We start from the raw sequence: 17,957 nt of genomic DNA, 5'->3' as shown, positions 1-17,957 counted from the left end.
AAAGCTCCCTTTTTTGAAACCGTCGTGATATTTATTCGTCTAGTGAGCGAAGTAGTGCATTGATCCCAACTTTTTCGCGGGTTTGCTGGTCTACTTTTTTCACAATAATTGCTGCATATAGGCTATGAGAGCCATCTTTACTTGGTAGTGATCCTGGTACTACCACTGCACCAGCTGGTACGCGACCATAATGGATTTCACCAGTTTCACGGTCGTAAATACGAGTACTTTGTGAAATATAGACACCCATGGAGATAACTGCACCTTCTTCAACAATTACACCTTCTACGATTTCAGAACGCGCGCCGATGAAACAGTTATCTTCAATAATCGTTGGATTGGCTTGTAGCGGCTCTAATACGCCACCAATGCCCACACCGCCAGATAGGTGTACGTTTTTACCGATCTGTGCACACGAGCCTACGGTTGCCCAAGTGTCTACCATGGTGCCTTCATCAACATATGCACCAATATTAACGTAAGACGGCATAAGTACCACGTTCTTACCGACAAAGCTGCCCTGACGTGCTACCGCGTTTGGTACTACGCGCATACCACCTTGTTGGAACTGCTCTGGCGTATACTCTGAGAATTTTAATGGTACCTTGTCGTAAAACTGGTTAACGCCATCGTTCATTGGTTGGTTGTCACGAATTCTAAAAGACAGGAGTACCGCCTTTTTCAACCATTGATGTACAACCCACTCACCACTAATTTTTTCAGCAACACGCGCTGCACCTGAATCTAGCATTTCCAATGCGTTGACAATCGCTTGTTTTACTTCGTCTGATACCGTGGTTGGAGTAATGGTATCGCGGTTTTCCCACGCGGTTTCAATAGTCGTTTTTAAATCAGACATAAATTCCTCGTTAATCTGTTTCAGCATTTAATTTTTTGAGTAGGGCGCGATGAAGCTCAGCTTTTTGTACTTCATCTAGTGCCTTGTAATCTTTGTTTGAGACGACGAAAAAGTCTTCTGCGCGTTCGCCGACGGTTGTAATGCGCGCGGCATGAATATGTAGTGAATAGGCCTGAAATACCTCAGCAATTTTAGTCAGTAACCCCGGAATATCAATGGCCTGAATTTCAATAAGGCTACGGTTTGCTCTAGCATGAGGGCGCAAGATAATTTTTGGCCTAATATTAAAATCTTTAAACTTCTGTGAGCGATTCTTTTTGACTCTGATTTTCTTTTTTGGGTCTTTTAAGAGCGTCTCTAAGCCTCTCCTGATCCCCGCTGCACGACTGGTGCTGAGTGGGTCGCCATTCACTTCTAGGATAACAAAACTAAAGACAACATAGCCATCTTTTGTGGTCATGACCTGAGCATGCTGGATCTGTGCTTTTTTAGAACCAATTACACTGACTAGTTTGGCGAATAGCGCCGACTCATAAGGACTGTATACGAATACTTGCGTCCCGCCATGCATGGGCTTGTTAGAGACGATCACGCTTGGCTGACTTAAATCATCAGACTGTAATAAGTGCTCAGTATGCCAAGAGATCTGCTGTTCACTAAAGGCAGTAAAATAATTGGCCTTAAAGCGTGACCAAATAAGGTCAATGTACTCTTCGAAGTAGCCCAAATTAATCAGTCGTTGCTTGGCTTGGCGTTTCTTATCACGGATCTGGTCGCGCATATCCATTGGGTTTTCAAGACCCAAGCGCAATGCCCGTTGAGTATGTAGATATAGCTCGCGTAAGAGGGTGTTTTTCCAGTCGTTCCAGAGGTTGTCGTTGGTGGCACGAATGTCGGCAACCGTTAAGCAATAGAGATAATCTAGCTGACGTTCGTTTTTCACTTTTTGTGCAAATTCTGCAATAACATCGGGGTCGTTAATATCTTTACGCTGGGCTGTGACAGACATCAGGAGGTGATTTTGCACCAGCCAAGCTACCAATTTAGCGTCGGAAGCGGTAAAACCGTGCATTTTGGTAAATGCCATGGCGTCAACGGCACCAAGCTCGGAATGGTCGCCACCTCGACCTTTGGCAATATCGTGAAAGATCCCAGCCAAGTAGAGTAGCTCTGGTTTGTCCATGCGGGCAACAATCTCAGAACAAATCGGGAATTCACTAATATGCTCTTTATCGAAATAGCGGTAGATGTTATTGATGAGTTTATGGGTATGCTCATCTACCGTGTAGGCGTGAAACAGATCGAACTGCATTTGTCCAAAAATATTACGCCACTGCGGTAAATAGGCAGCGATGATCCCGTGTTTGTGCATCAGAGTAAACGCTCGTCCCATGCCATTAGGGTGTTTCAATAACCTTAAAAAAGCGTCACGACAGCCTGCGTAATCTTGCAAATCGCCTAATAAACGGCGTCTGACTTGGCGCATAGTACGTATGGTACTGGGGTCAATCTGATTAATTTTAGGGTTGTCTGCAATATGTTCAAAGAGGACAAACAAATTCTCTCGACGGAAAAAGACCGAGGGGTTTTTAACGCGAATTTTATTGCCAATACGCTCAAAGTTTCTGTCAAGTGGCACGGCTTCTTGCTCTAACTGCTCAGGAAGAATACTTTGTTCGAAATAGGAAAGCAGCATCTGGTTCATTTCGCGCACTCGGCTCATGATCCTAAATAAGCGTTTCATCATACGCTCGACCGAGGCTTTACCTTCAGAGCCAAAACCGAGGAGCTCTGCGGCATGTGGTTGATGGTCAAACAGTAAGCGGTTCTCACTGCGACCAGCGGCTAAGTGCAGCGCAAAGCGAATGTTCCACAGGTTTTCGATGCACTCTAACAGCTCTTGATATTCTTCATGGGTCAAATAACCGTGATTGATTAACTCTTCCAAAGTTTCAGCGCGGAAGTGTTTTTTAGCGACCCAAAAAATGGTTTGCAGGTCGCGCAGGCCACCGGGGTTTTCTTTAATATTAGGCTCAAGGTTGTAGGCGGTACCATGGCATTTTTTATGGCGAATATTCTGCTCATTGACCTTAGCGATAAAAAAGTCACTAGATTGCCAAATTGGGGTTTCAACAATATGTCGTTTGAGGCGTTCATATTCAATATGGTTACCACAAATGAGGCGGCTTTCTAGCAGGCTAGTGGCAAAGTGAACGTCATTTTGTTTTTGTTCTAGGACTTGTTCATGGGTTCTTACGCTATGACCAATATCTAGACCTAAGTCCCATAAATAAGTGACAAAACGCTCTAAGCAGCTGGTCACTTCTTCACAGGGAACGGATTTGGTCAGCACCAAAAAATCGATATCAGAGAACGGGTGTAACTCACCACGGCCATAACCACCAATGGCGATTAACGACAAGTCTGGTTGGTGCGCTAGCCCAGTTTCATTAAACAATTTAATCAACAATCGATCGATAAATTCGGCTCGAGAGTTAATTAGATTTCTAACGGGTTGCTTGGCAAATTGATTGCTTAACCATTTGTAGAAAAAAGCAAGACAATCACGGTAATCGGTAAGTTCTTGTGCTTCGTCAAGAAGCGTCTTCACTTTGTTCGGTAATGCCACTTAGGATCCTGTGTCATGCGCGCAAAAACAGTAGAGTCCTGTTTTACACTAAATAAATAAGAATTGCGAGTGACGAGGAGGTGAAGGGTCAAGGATTGGACAACTATCATCGTGTGTAACTGACATCTAAACCAAGGGGTGCTGTAATCGCTGTTGTGTGAGTTTTGCAACAAAAAAGCCAGCAATCTGGCTGGCTTTGATAAATGCTTTTTGCAATTAAGCTGAATGCGTAATAACGCGGTCTATCGTTTCGTCATTGCGCAGCGTTAAGATCTCAACGCCATTATCTGTGACAAGCAGCGTGTGTTCCCACTGCGCCGAAAGACTACGGTCTTTGGTAACGACAGTCCAATCGTCTTTTAGTAGCTTACATTGGCGCTTACCGGCGTTAACCATAGGCTCGATAGTCAAACACATGCCAGCTTTGAGCACTTCGCCAGTACCTGGTTTGCCGTAGTGCATTACTTGTGGCTCTTCATGGAATTCTTTACCAATACCGTGACCACAATATTCACGCACGATAGAGTAGTTAAAGCCTTCTGCATACTTTTGAATTGCAGCGCCAATATCACCCAAACGCACGCCCGGTTTTACCATTTTTATCGCAAGGTATAGGCTTTCTTGCGTGATCTCGCTTAAGCGCTTACCTTGGATCGTTGGTGTACCGACGTAAAACATTTTTGACGTATCACCATGATACCCATCTTTGATCACAGTGATGTCGATATTGATAATGTCGCCTTCTTTTAGCGGTTTATCGTTCGGGATTCCGTGACAGATAACGTGGTTAACTGAGGTACAAATAGACTTCGGAAAGCCGTGATAATTTAGCGGTGCAGGAATGGCACCTTGCTCATCAACAATGTAGTTGTGACAAATGGTGTTTAATTCGTCGGTGGTCACCCCTGGCTTAACATACGGCTCGATCATTTCCAGTACTTCCGCGGCTAAACGCCCAGCAACACGCATTTTTTCGATTTCTTCAGGGGTTTTGATCACTGCACTCATTTAGACTCCAAGTCAATTTAGATGAACATTTATTATGCACAAATTTTACGCATAAGATTGAGTTAATTCTTTATATATGGTATAAAGCGCGCCGTCTTTTTACAAATAATTCTTCCTCACACGATGAGATTGAATGTTTGTAGTTAAGACAACACACTTATTAATATTAACACACACACATATCGACACATACACTTGGGTGCATGCAGTTATAAAAACTTCGTGTTGGTGCTATGGGATATGTGGAGGCCTAACCCTAACTTTTAGAGGAAATATACAATGGCAAACGTTTCAATGCGCGATATGCTTCAAGCTGGTGTTCACTTCGGTCACCAAGCACGTTACTGGAACCCTAAGATGAAGCCGTTCATCTTCGGTGCACGTAACCGCGTTCATATCATCAACCTAGAAAAAACTGTTCCTATGTTCAACGATGCACTTAAGTTCTTACAGAACGTAGCATCTAACAAAGGCAAAATCCTTTTCGTAGGTACTAAGCGCGCTGCAAGCGAAGCAGTTAAAGAAGCGGCTATCCAAAGTGAGCAGTTCTACGTAAATCACCGTTGGTTAGGTGGTATGTTGACTAACTGGAAAACAGTTCGTCAATCAATCAAGCGTCTTAAAGAGCTTGAGACTCAAAGCCAAGACGGTACTTTCGAGAAGCTTACTAAGAAAGAAGCGCTAATGCTTACTCGTGAAATGCAAAAGCTTGAAAAAGGCCTTGGCGGTATCAAAGATATGGGCGGTCTTCCTGACGCTATCTTCGTTATCGACGCTGACCACGAGCACATCGCTATCCGTGAAGCTAACAACCTAGGTATCCCAGTAGTATCTGTTGTTGATACTAACTCTAACCCAGATGGTGTTGATTTCATCATCCCTGGTAACGACGACGCTATCCGTGCAATCCAGCTATACACTGGTGCAGTAGCGACTGCTATCACTGAAGGTCGTGAAAGCAACATCGTTGCTCAAGCAGAAAACGACGACTTCGTTGAAGCTGAGTAATTACCTGATTAGGTATTAGCTGTCATCAAGTCTTCATCAAATTATTGGTGAAGACTTGATATTCTTTATAAGCGATTAACTGCTTATCCCGTTGTTTGCCAAGCAGACCTTGAAAGATAACGGATTTTTATCAAATTGAGGCGAGCTGTACTTGATTTGATATTCAGCCAACCGAAGGTTGGTTTTATCAAGAACTGAATTCAGATTTGAGGATATTCTAATGGCTGTAACTGCTGCCCTAGTAAAAGAACTTCGTGAGCGCACTGGCGCTGGCATGATGGATTGTAAAAAAGCACTGACAGAAACTGGCGGTGATATCGATCAAGCAATCGAAAACATGCGTAAAAGTGGTGCTGCTAAAGCTGCTAAAAAAGCAGGCAACATCGCTGCTGAAGGTACAATCATCATCAAGCAAGGCGAAGGTTTTGCTGCACTAGTAGAAGTTAACTGTCAAACTGACTTCGTAGCAAAAGATGCAAGCTTCCTTGCATTTGCTAACGAAATTGCTGACGCAGCTGTAGCTGAGCAACTAACTATCGAAGACTTACAAGCTAAGTTTGAAGAGACTCGCGTTGCACTAGTAGCTAAAATCGGTGAGAACATGAACATCCGTCGTGTTTCTTACATCCAAGGTGACAAGCTAGTTGCTTACCGTCACGGCGAGCGTATCGGTGTTGTTGTAGCTGGTGATGCTGACGAAGAAACACTTAAGCACGTTGCAATGCACGTTGCTGCTTCTAAGCCAGACTACCTAAACCCAGAAGACGTACCTGCTGAAGTAGTTGAAAAAGAAAAAGCGGTTCAAGTTGAAATCGCAATGAACGAAGGTAAGCCAGCTGAAATCGCTGAGAAAATGGTTGTTGGTCGTATGAAGAAGTTCACTGGTGAGATCTCTCTTACTGGTCAAGCTTTCATCATGGAACCTAAGAAATCAGTGGGTGACTACCTTAAAGAGAAGAATGCATCTGTTTCTTCATTCGTTCGCCTAGAGGTAGGTGAAGGTATCGAGAAGAAAGAAGAAGATTTCGCAGCAGAAGTTGCAGCACAAATCGCTGCAGCAAAAGGCCAGTAATCACTTATTGTGATGCCTAATGACGTAAAAGCTGACATTAGCTTTGCGTCATTGCTGAAAATTCTCTAAAATAACCGCGCATTTATGTCTAGCATAAGCGCGGTTATTTTTTACCTCACTTTTAATTGGCCCGGATATTATGACTATCAATAAAAAACCTGTTTTTAGACGCGTTCTTTTAAAGCTTAGTGGTGAAGCTTTAATGGGAGATGAAGGCTTTGGTATCGATCCAAAAGTATTGGATCGTATGGCACAAGAAATCAAAGAGTTAGTAGAGCTCGACGTAGAAGTGGGTTTGGTTATCGGTGGCGGTAACTTCTTACGTGGTGGTTCACTTGCAGAAGCGGGCATGAACCGAGTTGTGGGCGACCACATGGGCATGCTGGCGACCGTCATGAACGGCCTTGCGATGCGTGATGCGCTGCACCGTGCTTTTGTAAACGCACGTTTGATGTCTGCTATCCCGCTAAATGGTGTGTGTGATGCGTACAATTGGGCAGAAGCAATTAGCCTACTAAAATCTGGCCGTGTTGTTATTTTCTCTGCAGGTACGGGCAATCCTTTCTTTACTACAGACTCAGCAGCATGTTTGCGCGGTATTGAGATTGAAGCGGATACCGTGATTAAAGCCACTAAGGTTGAAGGGGTATTTAGTGACGATCCGGTGAAAAACCCAGATGCTACGCTATACCGCACGTTGACTTACAACGAAGTGATCGATAAAGAATTGAAAGTGATGGATTTAGCTGCATTTACATTGGCACGTGACCACAATATGCCAATCAGCGTATTCAACATGAATAAACCGGGTGCATTGAAAAATGTCATCATGGGTGAAGAGGAAGGTACCCTTATCTCTTCTCAAGCAGCAGAATAATCTGACGACTATTTCAGCAATTCGCAGTTAAGTAGCGAATCTCTAAATTGCGAGTATAATCTGGCATAACAAGAACAGACTAGGAAAGTATTGTGATCGAAGATATTAAAAAAGACGCTCAAGAGCGCATGAAAAAAAGTGTGGCGGCACTTGGAAGCCAGCTTTCTAAAATCCGCACAGGTCGTGCACACCCTGCACTACTAGATGGTATCTCTGTTTCATACTACGGTGCAGATACACCGCTAAACCAAGTAGCAAACGTAACGACGGAAGACTCTCGTACGCTGGCTATCAGCGTATTCGACAAGTCACTTGCACAAGCGGTAGAAAAAGCAATCATGTCTTCTGACTTAGGTCTAAACCCAATGTCAGCAGGTACCGTGATCCGTGTTCCACTTCCTCCACTAACTGAAGAGCGTCGTAAAGATCTCATCAAGATCGTACGTGGTGAGGTTGAAGGTGGTCGTGTTGCAGTACGTAACATTCGCCGTGATGCAAACGGTGATATTAAATCATTGCTAAAAGACAAAGAAATTTCTGAAGACGAAGCGCGTCAAGCTGAAGATGATATCCAAAAACTGACTGACAAGTTCATCAAAGAAATGGATACTCAACTAAGCGCGAAAGAAGCAGAGTTGATGGAAATCTAAATGTCTTTATCCTAGCGTTTATATTTACGCACTGTTTACGTATTGCAGAAAATTCTGCTTTGTTTCTGAGCAGTTAGGTTTTTTTGGGCTAGGTACACTGACAAATTTATTAGGTTTGAAGCGCCGCCTAAGGTATACTAGGCGGCGTTTTTTTTCACTTAAATTGGAATTATGGTTTTAAAAGCAGAGGTTATTTCGCAGCAATCATTGCCAAAACATGTTGCGATAATAATGGATGGCAACGGTCGTTGGGCTCAAGCTCGCAGGCGTCCACGCGCCTTCGGACACAAGAAGGGCGTAGATTCTGTTCGTAGTGCTGTACAATTCTGTTCCAAGTTAGGTATAGAGTCTCTGACGCTATTTGCCTTTAGTAGTGAAAACTGGCGTAGGCCAGAAGATGAAGTCAGCACGTTAATGGAATTATTTATTTATGTGCTGACTAAAGAAGTTAAAAAATTACATAAGAACAACGTAAAGCTAACCATTATTGGCGAACTTTCTCGTTTTCCTGACAGCCTCCAAAAGCGTGTTCATGAAGCTCAAACATTGACCCAGGACAATACAGGGCTTAACTTAAACATTGCAGCAAATTACGGTGGACGTTGGGATATCACACAGGCAGCACAACACCTCGCAAAACAAGTTGCAGCGGGTGAATTGCAACCAAGTGATATAACCGAAGATGCCTTGACAGAGCAGATGACGATGGCCGATCAAGCGAATCTCGACTTGCTGATCAGAACGGGAGGCGACTTCCGCATCAGTAACTTCTTGCTATGGCAAGCTGCGTATGCCGAACTCTATTTTACCGACACGCTTTGGCCTGATTTTGACGAGCAAGCATTCTCTGAAGCCATTGCTTGTTACGTGTCTAGAGAGCGACGCTTCGGATGCACAGGAGAGCAGATAAAGCAGCTCCTCGCAGAGAAAGACGCAACAAGTTAAGGGTTCAAATTTGTTAAAACAACGTATTCTAACGTCAGCGGTGCTTGCACCTCTGGCTCTACTTTTGGTGTTTTATACACCGCTGGCAATGTTTAGTACGATTGCCGCACTAATCGTTTTGCTTGGTGCATGGGAGTGGTCGGCGCTTGCGGGCCTATGTCAAAAGCGTCAGCGTTTTACTTTCGTTGGCGTCATGGCGGTGTTAATTCTATTGCTTAACACCCACTGGCCAATACAGGATTTATGGCAGCAAGGGCGCTTAGTCGCTGATGCTAATTATGTATTTACGCTCGCTTTTGCGTGGTGGCTGGTTGCTACTTTCTTGGTAGTTAAATATCCACGAGCAGCTCGTGCTTGGAATGAAGGGATCATGATGCGCTCCATCGCTGGTGTACTGACACTAGTACCGCTGTGGCTTGCGTTAAACGTGATGCGTAGTGCCGGATACGAAGATGGCGAACACATAGGTTCGGTTCTTATCATGGTGGTATTGGGTATAGTGTGGAGCGCAGACATTGGCGCCTACTTCGCTGGAAAGAATTTAGGTAAGCACAAGCTCATGCCTAAAGTGAGCCCTAATAAAACGATTGAAGGTCTTGTTGGTGGTGTGATCACCGCGGTTGTTTTTGTTTTGGTGTTTTGTCACTTCGCTGCGATTGATCTCAACATGTGGCCAATTTACGCTGCAATGACCATTATTATCGCGCTATTTTCCGCCGTTGGTGATTTGCTTGAAAGTATGTTTAAACGCGAAGTAGGCCTTAAAGATTCAGGCCGTTGTTTGCCAGGTCACGGCGGTATCCTAGATCGCATTGATAGCTTAACGGCTGCAGCACCCATTTTTGCTTTTTGCTACGCTTGGACGGTAGTGCTATGAGCGAGCAAAACTTGGTAGTACTGGGGGCGACAGGCTCAATTGGACTATCAACCTTAGACGTCGTCAGCCGCAATACAGAACAATATCGTGTATTTGCCTTAGTCGCAGGGCAAAACGCGGAAAAGATGGCTGAGCTTTGTTTACATCATCAACCCAAATACGCGGTTATGAGCTCTGAGCACGCAGCTAAGCAACTTTCTCAACGTTTGACGGACACTACCACCGAAGTACTCCATGGCGTTGAAGCAATGGCTGAGATGGCTCGCCACGTGGATGTGGATATTGTGATGTCCGCAATCGTTGGTGCAGCTGGGTTGTTACCGACTTTAGCGGCAGTCGAAGCGGGTAAAAAAGTGTTGCTGGCGAACAAAGAGTCGTTAGTAATGAGTGGCCAGCTGTTTATGGATAAAGTAAAAGCGCATGGTGCGACTTTACTCCCTATCGACAGTGAGCATAATGCTATTTATCAGTGCCTACCAACGACCATACAAACTGGGCAATCTTCAAATCTAAGCCACAGCGGTGTTAGTAAGATTTTATTAACCGGTTCAGGTGGACCTTTCTTGCAGCGTTCATTGGCTACCTTAGCTTCAGTAACGGTAGAAGAAGCGGTTGCGCATCCTAATTGGTCGATGGGCAGAAAAATCTCTGTCGACTCTGCGACCATGATGAATAAAGGGCTAGAGTTTATTGAAGCTAAGTGGTTATTTAACTGTTCAGCTGACGATATTGAAGTGGTGATACACCCACAAAGTATGATCCACTCTATGGTGCAGTATCGCGATGGCTCGGTGCTGGCACAAATGGGGCAACCAGACATGCGAACGCCGATTGCATATGGGCTTGCCTATCCTGACAGAATTGACGCGGGCGTCAAGCCATTAGATTTTTCTCAGATTGTCGATTTCACTTTTACCAAACCAGATTTTAACCGTTATCCCAACCTCAAATTAGCGATTGACGCATGTCGTAGTGGTCAGGCCGCAACAACAACAGTGAATGCTGCAAATGAAATTGCTGTTGCGGCATTTTTAGAGGGTAAGATAGGGTTTTGTGATATCTATCGAGTCAATGCCTTAACGCTTGAGCACAGTGAGCTAAGCGTATTAGAATCCGTTGAGTCTATTATGGAAACAGACCGAACGGCACGCCACCGAGCGCAGCAAATTATCGCCACATTGAGGTAACCATGTTTGAATTTTTCTGGCACTTAGGCTCATTTATTCTTGCTTTAGGGATTTTAGTTACCGTTCATGAATATGGCCATTTTTGGGTTGCCAGAAAAGCCGGCGTTAAGGTCTTACGTTTTTCTATCGGTTTTGGTAAGCCTTTAGTTAAGTGGTATGACAAACACCAAACCGAATACGTTATCGCCGCAATTCCACTTGGTGGTTATGTCAAAATGCTCGATGAACGTGTCGACGATGTGCCAGAGCAGGAGCGCCACCTTGCCTTCAATAATAAGCCAGTACTTTCTCGTATCGCTGTGGTAGCTGCAGGCCCCATTGCGAACTTTTTGTTTGCCATTGTCGCGTTGGCGGCAATGTATATGGTAGGGGTTCAATCAGTAAAACCCGTCGTTGGAGCTGTGACACCAACCAGTATCGCGGCGGATGCTGGGTTTCAATCAGGCGACCACATCATTGCACTGAATGATGAGTTAGTGCACTCATGGCAAGACGTTACGTTTGAATTGATGGCGCATTTAGGTGAACCATCACTGGTTGCCAAAGTACAAGATGAAAAGGGTAGCTTAGCAATTCGCACGCTACGTTTGAGTGACTGGAAGCTGGAAAAGCAGGACGAAGCGCCGCTGACCTCAGTCGGCATTACGCCATATAGGCCGCCGCTGACGCTGCAGCTCGGTTATATTGAAGAAGGTGCGGCTGCCGACAAAGGTGGCTTACAAGTAGAAGACACGCTAGTTGCGATAAATGGTGACAAATTGGCGTCGTGGCAACAGCTGGTGAGCCGAGTTCAAAAATCGGCAAATCAAGCCATAAGCATTGATATTCTGCGCGATGGGCAGCCACAAACCCTAACGGTAACCCCTCGGGCAAAAACGTCATCAGAAGGTGTCGTACAAGGCTACTTGGGCGTTGTGCCTGTGATGGAAAAATGGCCAAATGGTTATATTGAAACTAGACAATATGGCATCCTAGATAGTATGGTGCTTGGCATTCGTAAAACTTACGACTTGATTGCCTTAAGTTTCGACATGATCGGCAACTTAATCACGGGCCAAGTCTCGGTAAAAAACTTAAGCGGGCCTGTGGGGATCGCGGTTAGTGCCGGAAATAGCGTTAGTTACGGGTTAGTTGCATTTTTAGGCTTCTTAGCGCTTATCAGCGTGAATTTAGGAGTTTTTAACTTATTACCGCTCCCTGTCCTAGATGGTGGGCATTTAATGTATTACTTAGTTGAACTAATTCGCAGAAAACCAGTCTCTGAAAAGACACAAGAGTTTGGGTTTAAGATTGGAGCAGCGCTTCTTCTTGCCTTAACGTTTTTTGCACTATTTAATGATGTTTCTCGGCTTTAAGCCGTGCGGTGCTAAAAAGCGCACATTATATGCAGTTTAAATGTTTGCATTTTTGTTCAAGCATACAACGGATAACATAATACAAAAGCTGTAACGTTTGAATGTTGTGATGTAGTGGGCCTTAGCGTATCGCGCCAAAATTGTTGTAAAGGATAAAGATAATAAAATGCCTATAAAAAAACACATTGCAGTAACCAGTTTACTGGGCGCTAGTTTTGCTGCCTTAGGGCAAAACTCCTTTATCGTAGAAGATTTAAAAGTAGAAGGGCTGCAGCGCGTTGCACTAGGTGCTGCATTGACACATATTCCGATCAACGTTGGTGACAATGTCGATCAGTTTACTATTTCACGCACAATCAAGGCGTTGTATAAGTCTGGCCACTTTGACAACATTGCGGTATTCCGTGATGGTAATCAGATTATTTTTAAGGTTAAAGAACGTCCAACTATCAGCTCAATCGAATTTGATGGCAACAAAGACATCAAAGACGAGCAGCTAAATGAGAGTTTAGAACAGCAAAATATTCGCCAAGGTGAGCCGTTAGACAGAACGGTACTCGATAGTATCGAAAAAGGCTTAACGGAATTCTTCCACAGTATTGGTAAATACAATGCTAAGGTTGAGGTGAGCATTGTAGAATTGCCACGTAACCGTGTGAAGTTGATGCTGAAGTTTGAAGAGGGTGATGCTGCTTCTGTACGTCAAATTAACCTTGTTGGTAATGAACTGTTCTCGGACGAAGAACTTCTTAACCTAATTGAATCTCAGCAGGACTTGCCGTGGTGGCGCTTCCTCTCTAATGACCGTTATCAAAAACAAACTATTGAAGGCGATTTAGAAAAGATCCGCAGTTTTTACCTAGACCGTGGTTATTTACGTTTTAACATCGATTCAACGCAAGTTTCAGTAAGCCCAGAACGTGAATCAGTTTATGTTACGGCAAACATCACCGAAGGTGAAAAGTATACCGTTAAAGGATTTGATTTCATTGGTGACTTACTAGGCCGTGAAGACTTAATTAAAGGTATTGTGCCACTTCGCGCTGGTGAGCTTTACAACGGCTCAGTTGTAACGGCGACGGAAGACTTCATTAAGAGTTATTTGGCGCGCTTTGGATATGCTAACGCTGAAGTGCGAACAGTCCCTGAAATTGATGACGAAAATAAAGAAGTACAACTAACGCTATCGGTAGACCCTGGTAAGCGTGTGTATGTGCGTCGAATCGTAGTGAATGGTAACCAGAATACAGCGGATGAAGTGTTACGTCGTGAAATGACGCAGCTTGAAGGTGCATGGTTGTCTAACCAAAACTTAGAGCGTTCTAAGCTTCAAATTCAACGTTTGCCATATATGGAATCGGTAGAGTTTGAAGTCAAGCCAATTCCAGGGGTTGAAGATCAGGTTGATGTTGACTTTAAAGTAAAAGAGCAACCTGCAGGCAGTTTCCAAGCGGGTGTTGCTTATGGTTCATATGCGGGCCTTCAGTTTAACATCGGTGTCAGTGAGTCTAACTTCTTGGGGTCAGGTAACCAAGTTGCGTTCAATATCAACACTTCGCGTGGTTCAGAGCGTTATAGTGTATCTTATACCGATCCGTACTTTACACCTGATGGTGTGTCGCAAGGCAGCAGTATCTTCTATAGTAAGTTCGATGCAAGTGAGTTTGGGATTGTAGATTATAAATCGACGAGCTACGGTATCGGCACTAACTTTGGTTTCCCAATCAATGCGATAAACCGTGTTAACTTTGGTATTCGTTGGATTGAAGAAAGCCTTTCGCAAATTTCAGACTTTGAGCAAACACGCGTACTTCGTGAGAGCTTCTTAAACGAAAGCGATCCAAACGCAGATTATGACTTTACCAAATATGAGTTAAGCGCAGGTTGGTCACGTGTAACGGTTAACCGTGGTATGTTCCCAACCGCAGGTTCTCGTCAAAGCTTGAACTTAAGTATTACTACACCAAACTCAGATCTTAATTTCTTCAAGATTAATTACGATTCACGTTTTTACTGGCCAATCAGTAACGACCATCGTTGGGTATTCTCAGCGAGAGCGGGCTTAGGTTATGGTAACGGTTATGGCGAGACCAATGGCTTTGAGCAAGTATTGCCATTCCAAGAGTTCTTCCGTATTTCAGAGCAAGAGCTGCGAGGCTTTGACCGAAACACGATCCTACCTCGAGCGGTACAGCGTGCGCCTAAGTGTATTCCGGGTACACCTAAACCAGATGGTACATCAGGTAGCTGTATTGGCGGCGATCAGCAATTCGATACGCTAAACCTAGGTGGCCGTATCGGTGGTAACGCAAAAGCACTAGCAGGTTTAGAGCTTATTGTACCAACGCCATTCCTAGACGAAGATAATACCAGTTCTGTAAGAACCAGCTTCTTCGTTGATGCGGCAAACGTTTGGGATACCGAGTTTGATGTAGATCGCTATAACAACTTGACGGAAGATCAATACAATCTACTTTCTGATTTCTCTGATCCATCAAGGTTCAGAGTATCAACGGGTTTATCGATTCAGTGGATCTCGCCAATGGGTCCAATGCTGATCAGTTTCGCTTACCCACTCAAAAAAGAAGAAGAAGACGATACGAAGACGATCAGCTTCAATATCAGTAATACATTCTAAGGAGTTTTATTGTGAAAAAATTTATTAAATCATCAACACTAGCCATGACAGCAGCACTAATGATGGGTGCTTCAGGTAGCGCGCTTGCACACAAAGTCGGCATCGTAGACATGCAGGAAGTGTATAAGCAAATTCCACAAATGGCGAAAATTGAACAAACGCTACAAGCTGAGTTTGCTGAGCGTCGTCAAGAGCTTGAAAAAATTCAAGGTGACATTCGTTTCGAAGCTGAAAAATTTAAGCGCGAAGCGACGACTATGAGTGAAGAGCAAAAAGAAGCGCTTCGTGAAAAAATCCAAGGAATGCAAAAGACACTTGCTGAAAAAGGTCGTCCACTAGAGCAAGAAATTAAAGTTCGTCAAAACCAAGAGCTTGCTAAAGTACAAAAGCTAATCGTAGATGCGATTGAGTCTGTTGCTAAAAAAGGTAAGTTTGATGAAGTTAAAGTAAAAGATACGACAATTTACTTCAATCCTGATAAAGTAGCCGACCTTTCTGAAGAAGTGGTAAAAGCGGTTAGCAATAAGTAATGACAAAACTTCACACCTTATCTCAACTTGCTGAGTTTCTAGGTGCTCAGCTGCAAGGTGATGGCGATAAATCAATTCGAAATATCGCCACTCTCGCACAGGCAAAAGACGACCAAATCGCGTTTTTAGCCAACAGCAAATACCGTGGTCAGCTTGAAAGCACGACTGCGGGGGCCGTGATCTTGAGTGAAAAAGACGCGGATTATTTTGCGGGTAATAAACTCATTATCGCAGATCCCTATGTAGCCTATGCAAAACTTGCACAGAAGCTAGACTCAACACCTAGCGCAGCAGCAGGAGTTCATCGTACAGCAGTTATCTCTGATACCGCGACGCTTGGCGAAAATGTCAGTGTGGGTGCGAACGCTGTAATTGAAGATGGCGCTGTGATTGGTGATGATGTTGAGATAGGGCCAGGCTGTTTCATTGGAAAACATGCCAAAATAGGCGCAAAGACTAAACTCTGGGCAAACGTGACTATCTATCATGAAGTACAGATAGGCGAGCAATGTCTATTCCAGTCTGGTGCCGTAATAGGAAGTGATGGTTTTGGCTACGCCAACGAGAAAGGCGAGTGGGTTAAAATCCCTCAAGTTGGCACCGTAATTATTGGCGACCGTGTCGAAGTTGGCGCGAGTACCTCTATTGATAGAGGTGCGCTAGAAGACACCATTATTCATAGCAACGTCATTTTAGATAACCAGATCCAAATTGCCCATAACGTCGAAGTTGGTTACGGTACAGCCATCGCAGGCTGCACGGTATTAGCGGGCAGTGTTAAGATCGGCAAGTACTGCCAAATTGGCGGCATGACAGCAATCAATGGTCACAACGAAATTTGTGATGGGGTTGTCATTACTGGTATGAGCATGGTTACTAAAGGAATTACTGAGCCAGGGATCTATTCTTCTGGTTTACCTCACCAAACGAATAAAGAGTGGCGTAAGTCTATTGCACACTTACGCAATTTATCTGACTTTAAGTCGCGCCTGAAGGCACTTGAGCTGCTGACAGCACAGCTTAAAGATACTGATGTAGAATAAGGAAGCTATTTTGGCTAACGAATTAAACAGCTTTGATATCCAAGAGATTTTAAAACTTCTTCCGCACCGCTACCCAATGTTGCTTGTTGACAAAGTGGTAGACTTTAAGCCTGGCGAATATCTTCACGCGATTAAAAACGTGACGATTAATGAGCCTATTTTCACGGGTCACTTCCCAGAGCAACCTATTTTCCCAGGTGTGTTGATCCTAGAAGCGATGGCACAGGCAACTGGTTTACTTGGTTTTAAAACGGTCGAGAATCGCAGCGAGAATGAACTATACTTATTTGCAGCGATTGACAATGCACGTTTCAAACAACCTGTTCTACCGGGTGACACGATGCATTTGCACGTTCAGTTCGAAAAAGAACGCCGTAATATCTGGAAATTCAGTGCTGAAGCTAAAGTAGAAGGCAAAACTGTGTGTTCAGCTGAAATTATGTGTGCTAGAAGAGAGTTTTAATGGCTATTCATCCTACCGCAATTATCGAATCAGGCGCGCGTCTAGGCGAGAATGTTTCTGTAGGCCCTTATAGTTATATTGGCAATGACGTAGTCATTGGCGATAACTGTAAGATTGAATCACATGTTGTGATCAAAGGCCCATCTGAAATTGGTTCAGGCAATCACATTTTCCAATTCGCGTCAGTAGGGGAAGCCTGCCAAGATAAAAAGTACAAGGATGAACCAACCAAGCTAATTATTGGTGATAACAACGTTATTCGTGAGTGTGCGACCATCCATCGTGGCACAATTCAAGACGAAGGGATCACTCGAATTGGTAGCAACAACTTATTTATGGCTTACACCCATGTAGCACACGACGCAGTCATTGGCAGCAATGTGATTTTCGCTAACAATGCGAGTGTAGCCGGACACGTACATATTGGTGACTGGGTTATCCTTGCGGGTAATTCTGGTGTACATCAATTTTGTAAAGTGGGTTCACATGCCTTTATTGGTATGTACTCGGGTGTGAACCAAGACGTGCCGCCATTTGTTACAACGACTGGCACGCCAGCGAGACCCGTTGCAATTAATACTGAAGGCTTAAAGCGTCGCGGCTTTGAGTCTGATGAAATCATGGCAACAAGACGCGCATACAAAACGTTGTTCCGTAAGGGGCTGCGTTTAGAAGATGCGTTAGAAGCGCTAAAAGAAGAGGCTTCTGAGTTCGCAGCAGTTCAACAAATGATTGATTTTATTGCGACTTCTAATCGTGGTTTGATCCGCTAAACTTGAACCGCAATACAGGTTATACTTACGCCATACATTTTGT

16 protein-coding genes are annotated in these 17,957 nt (G+C 44.1%); 13 read left to right on the top strand and 3 right to left on the bottom strand.

Features of this window, described 5'->3' with window-relative positions; all coding sequences use genetic code 11:
- Positions 1-31: 31 nt before the first annotated feature.
- The 3 genes from dapD to map all read right to left on the bottom strand — a co-directional run bounded on the left by dapD (position 32) and on the right by map (position 4,496).
- Entirely contained in the window at positions 32-859 is an 828-nt protein-coding gene (dapD, locus tag QSH61_RS11990; protein ID WP_174170035.1) for a 2,3,4,5-tetrahydropyridine-2,6-dicarboxylate N-succinyltransferase, read from the bottom strand.
- A 10-nt stretch (positions 860-869) separates the two neighbouring features.
- Positions 870-3,488, bottom strand: coding sequence for a [protein-PII] uridylyltransferase (gene glnD, locus QSH61_RS11985; protein ID WP_102057114.1), 2,619 nt, complete (start codon positions 3,486-3,488; stop codon positions 870-872).
- A gap of 216 nt (positions 3,489-3,704) precedes the next feature.
- A complete protein-coding gene (map, locus tag QSH61_RS11980; RefSeq protein ID WP_010606768.1) occupies positions 3,705-4,496 on the bottom strand; it encodes a type I methionyl aminopeptidase in 792 nt (263 codons plus the stop codon).
- A 279-nt stretch (positions 4,497-4,775) separates the two neighbouring features.
- On the opposite strand from map, the gene rpsB reads away from it, so the two are divergent.
- From rpsB to lpxA, 13 genes are all read left to right on the top strand, one after another.
- The gene (gene rpsB, locus QSH61_RS11975) at positions 4,776-5,504 is read left to right on the top strand and encodes a 30S ribosomal protein S2 (protein WP_010371318.1); all 729 of its coding nucleotides are present in this window, start codon (positions 4,776-4,778) and stop codon (positions 5,502-5,504) included.
- Positions 5,505-5,724: 220 nt separating this feature from the next.
- Positions 5,725-6,576, top strand: coding sequence for a translation elongation factor Ts (gene tsf / locus QSH61_RS11970; protein ID WP_010371321.1), 852 nt, complete (start codon positions 5,725-5,727; stop codon positions 6,574-6,576).
- 139 nt (positions 6,577-6,715) lie between these two features.
- The gene (pyrH, locus tag QSH61_RS11965) at positions 6,716-7,453 is read left to right on the top strand and encodes a UMP kinase (RefSeq protein WP_010371324.1); all 738 of its coding nucleotides are present in this window, start codon (positions 6,716-6,718) and stop codon (positions 7,451-7,453) included.
- Positions 7,454-7,545: 92 nt separating this feature from the next.
- Positions 7,546-8,103, top strand: a complete 558-nt coding sequence (frr, locus tag QSH61_RS11960) for a ribosome recycling factor (protein ID WP_010371327.1) — start codon at positions 7,546-7,548, stop codon at positions 8,101-8,103.
- A 171-nt stretch (positions 8,104-8,274) separates the two neighbouring features.
- Positions 8,275-9,048, top strand: coding sequence for an undecaprenyl pyrophosphate synthase (gene uppS / locus QSH61_RS11955; RefSeq protein WP_010606771.1), 774 nt, complete (start codon positions 8,275-8,277; stop codon positions 9,046-9,048).
- A 10-nt stretch (positions 9,049-9,058) separates the two neighbouring features.
- Positions 9,059-9,925: a phosphatidate cytidylyltransferase gene (locus QSH61_RS11950; protein WP_017216091.1), complete on the top strand. Its 867-nt coding sequence runs from the start codon at positions 9,059-9,061 to the stop codon at positions 9,923-9,925.
- Positions 9,922-11,112 carry a 1-deoxy-D-xylulose-5-phosphate reductoisomerase gene (ispC, locus tag QSH61_RS11945; RefSeq protein WP_206471041.1) on the top strand — a complete coding sequence of 397 codons (1,191 nt, stop codon included), beginning with the start codon at positions 9,922-9,924 and terminating at the stop codon, positions 11,110-11,112. Before QSH61_RS11950 ends, ispC begins: the two co-directional genes overlap by 4 nt.
- A 2-nt stretch (positions 11,113-11,114) precedes the next feature.
- Positions 11,115-12,467 carry a sigma E protease regulator RseP gene (gene rseP, locus QSH61_RS11940; protein WP_206471040.1) on the top strand — a complete coding sequence of 451 codons (1,353 nt, stop codon included), beginning with the start codon at positions 11,115-11,117 and terminating at the stop codon, positions 12,465-12,467.
- Positions 12,468-12,633: 166 nt separating this feature from the next.
- A complete protein-coding gene (bamA, locus tag QSH61_RS11935; RefSeq protein ID WP_010606775.1) occupies positions 12,634-15,105 on the top strand; it encodes an outer membrane protein assembly factor BamA in 2,472 nt (823 codons plus the stop codon).
- Positions 15,106-15,116: 11 nt separating this feature from the next.
- Positions 15,117-15,635 carry an OmpH/Skp family outer membrane protein gene (locus tag QSH61_RS11930; protein WP_102057107.1) on the top strand — a complete coding sequence of 173 codons (519 nt, stop codon included), beginning with the start codon at positions 15,117-15,119 and terminating at the stop codon, positions 15,633-15,635.
- Positions 15,635-16,678 (top strand): UDP-3-O-(3-hydroxymyristoyl)glucosamine N-acyltransferase, encoded by a 1,044-nt coding sequence (gene lpxD, locus QSH61_RS11925; RefSeq protein ID WP_206471039.1) that lies wholly within the window; start codon positions 15,635-15,637, stop codon positions 16,676-16,678. Before QSH61_RS11930 ends, lpxD begins: the two co-directional genes overlap by 1 nt.
- A gap of 10 nt (positions 16,679-16,688) precedes the next feature.
- Positions 16,689-17,141, top strand: a complete 453-nt coding sequence (gene fabZ / locus QSH61_RS11920) for a 3-hydroxyacyl-ACP dehydratase FabZ (RefSeq protein ID WP_206471038.1) — start codon at positions 16,689-16,691, stop codon at positions 17,139-17,141.
- Complete coding sequence (gene lpxA, locus QSH61_RS11915; protein ID WP_088530226.1) at positions 17,141-17,914, top strand: acyl-ACP--UDP-N-acetylglucosamine O-acyltransferase; 774 nt, start codon at positions 17,141-17,143, stop codon at positions 17,912-17,914. The genes fabZ and lpxA overlap by 1 nt, the downstream gene beginning before the upstream one ends.
- Positions 17,915-17,957 lie beyond the last annotated feature (43 nt).

The organism is Pseudoalteromonas sp. JC3 (assembly GCF_030291895.1).
Classification (GTDB): Bacteria; Pseudomonadota; Gammaproteobacteria; order Enterobacterales; family Alteromonadaceae; genus Pseudoalteromonas.
Note: the sequence above shows the minus strand (reverse complement) of the source record. Positions and strands in the feature narration are given on the sequence as shown.

Coding starts and splice junctions, on each gene's coding strand:
- dapD (WP_174170035.1), bottom strand. CDS start 859: ATGTCTGATTTAAAAACGACTATTGAAACCGCGTGGGAAAACCGCGAT.
- map (WP_010606768.1), bottom strand. CDS start 4,496: ATGAGTGCAGTGATCAAAACCCCTGAAGAAATCGAAAAAATGCGTGTT.
- rpsB (WP_010371318.1), top strand. CDS start 4,776: ATGGCAAACGTTTCAATGCGCGATATGCTTCAAGCTGGTGTTCACTTC.
- tsf (WP_010371321.1), top strand. CDS start 5,725: ATGGCTGTAACTGCTGCCCTAGTAAAAGAACTTCGTGAGCGCACTGGC.
- pyrH (WP_010371324.1), top strand. CDS start 6,716: ATGACTATCAATAAAAAACCTGTTTTTAGACGCGTTCTTTTAAAGCTT.
- uppS (WP_010606771.1), top strand. CDS start 8,275: ATGGTTTTAAAAGCAGAGGTTATTTCGCAGCAATCATTGCCAAAACAT.
- ispC (WP_206471041.1), top strand. CDS start 9,922: ATGAGCGAGCAAAACTTGGTAGTACTGGGGGCGACAGGCTCAATTGGA.
- rseP (WP_206471040.1), top strand. CDS start 11,115: ATGTTTGAATTTTTCTGGCACTTAGGCTCATTTATTCTTGCTTTAGGG.
- bamA (WP_010606775.1), top strand. CDS start 12,634: ATGCCTATAAAAAAACACATTGCAGTAACCAGTTTACTGGGCGCTAGT.
- lpxD (WP_206471039.1), top strand. CDS start 15,635: ATGACAAAACTTCACACCTTATCTCAACTTGCTGAGTTTCTAGGTGCT.
- lpxA (WP_088530226.1), top strand. CDS start 17,141: ATGGCTATTCATCCTACCGCAATTATCGAATCAGGCGCGCGTCTAGGC.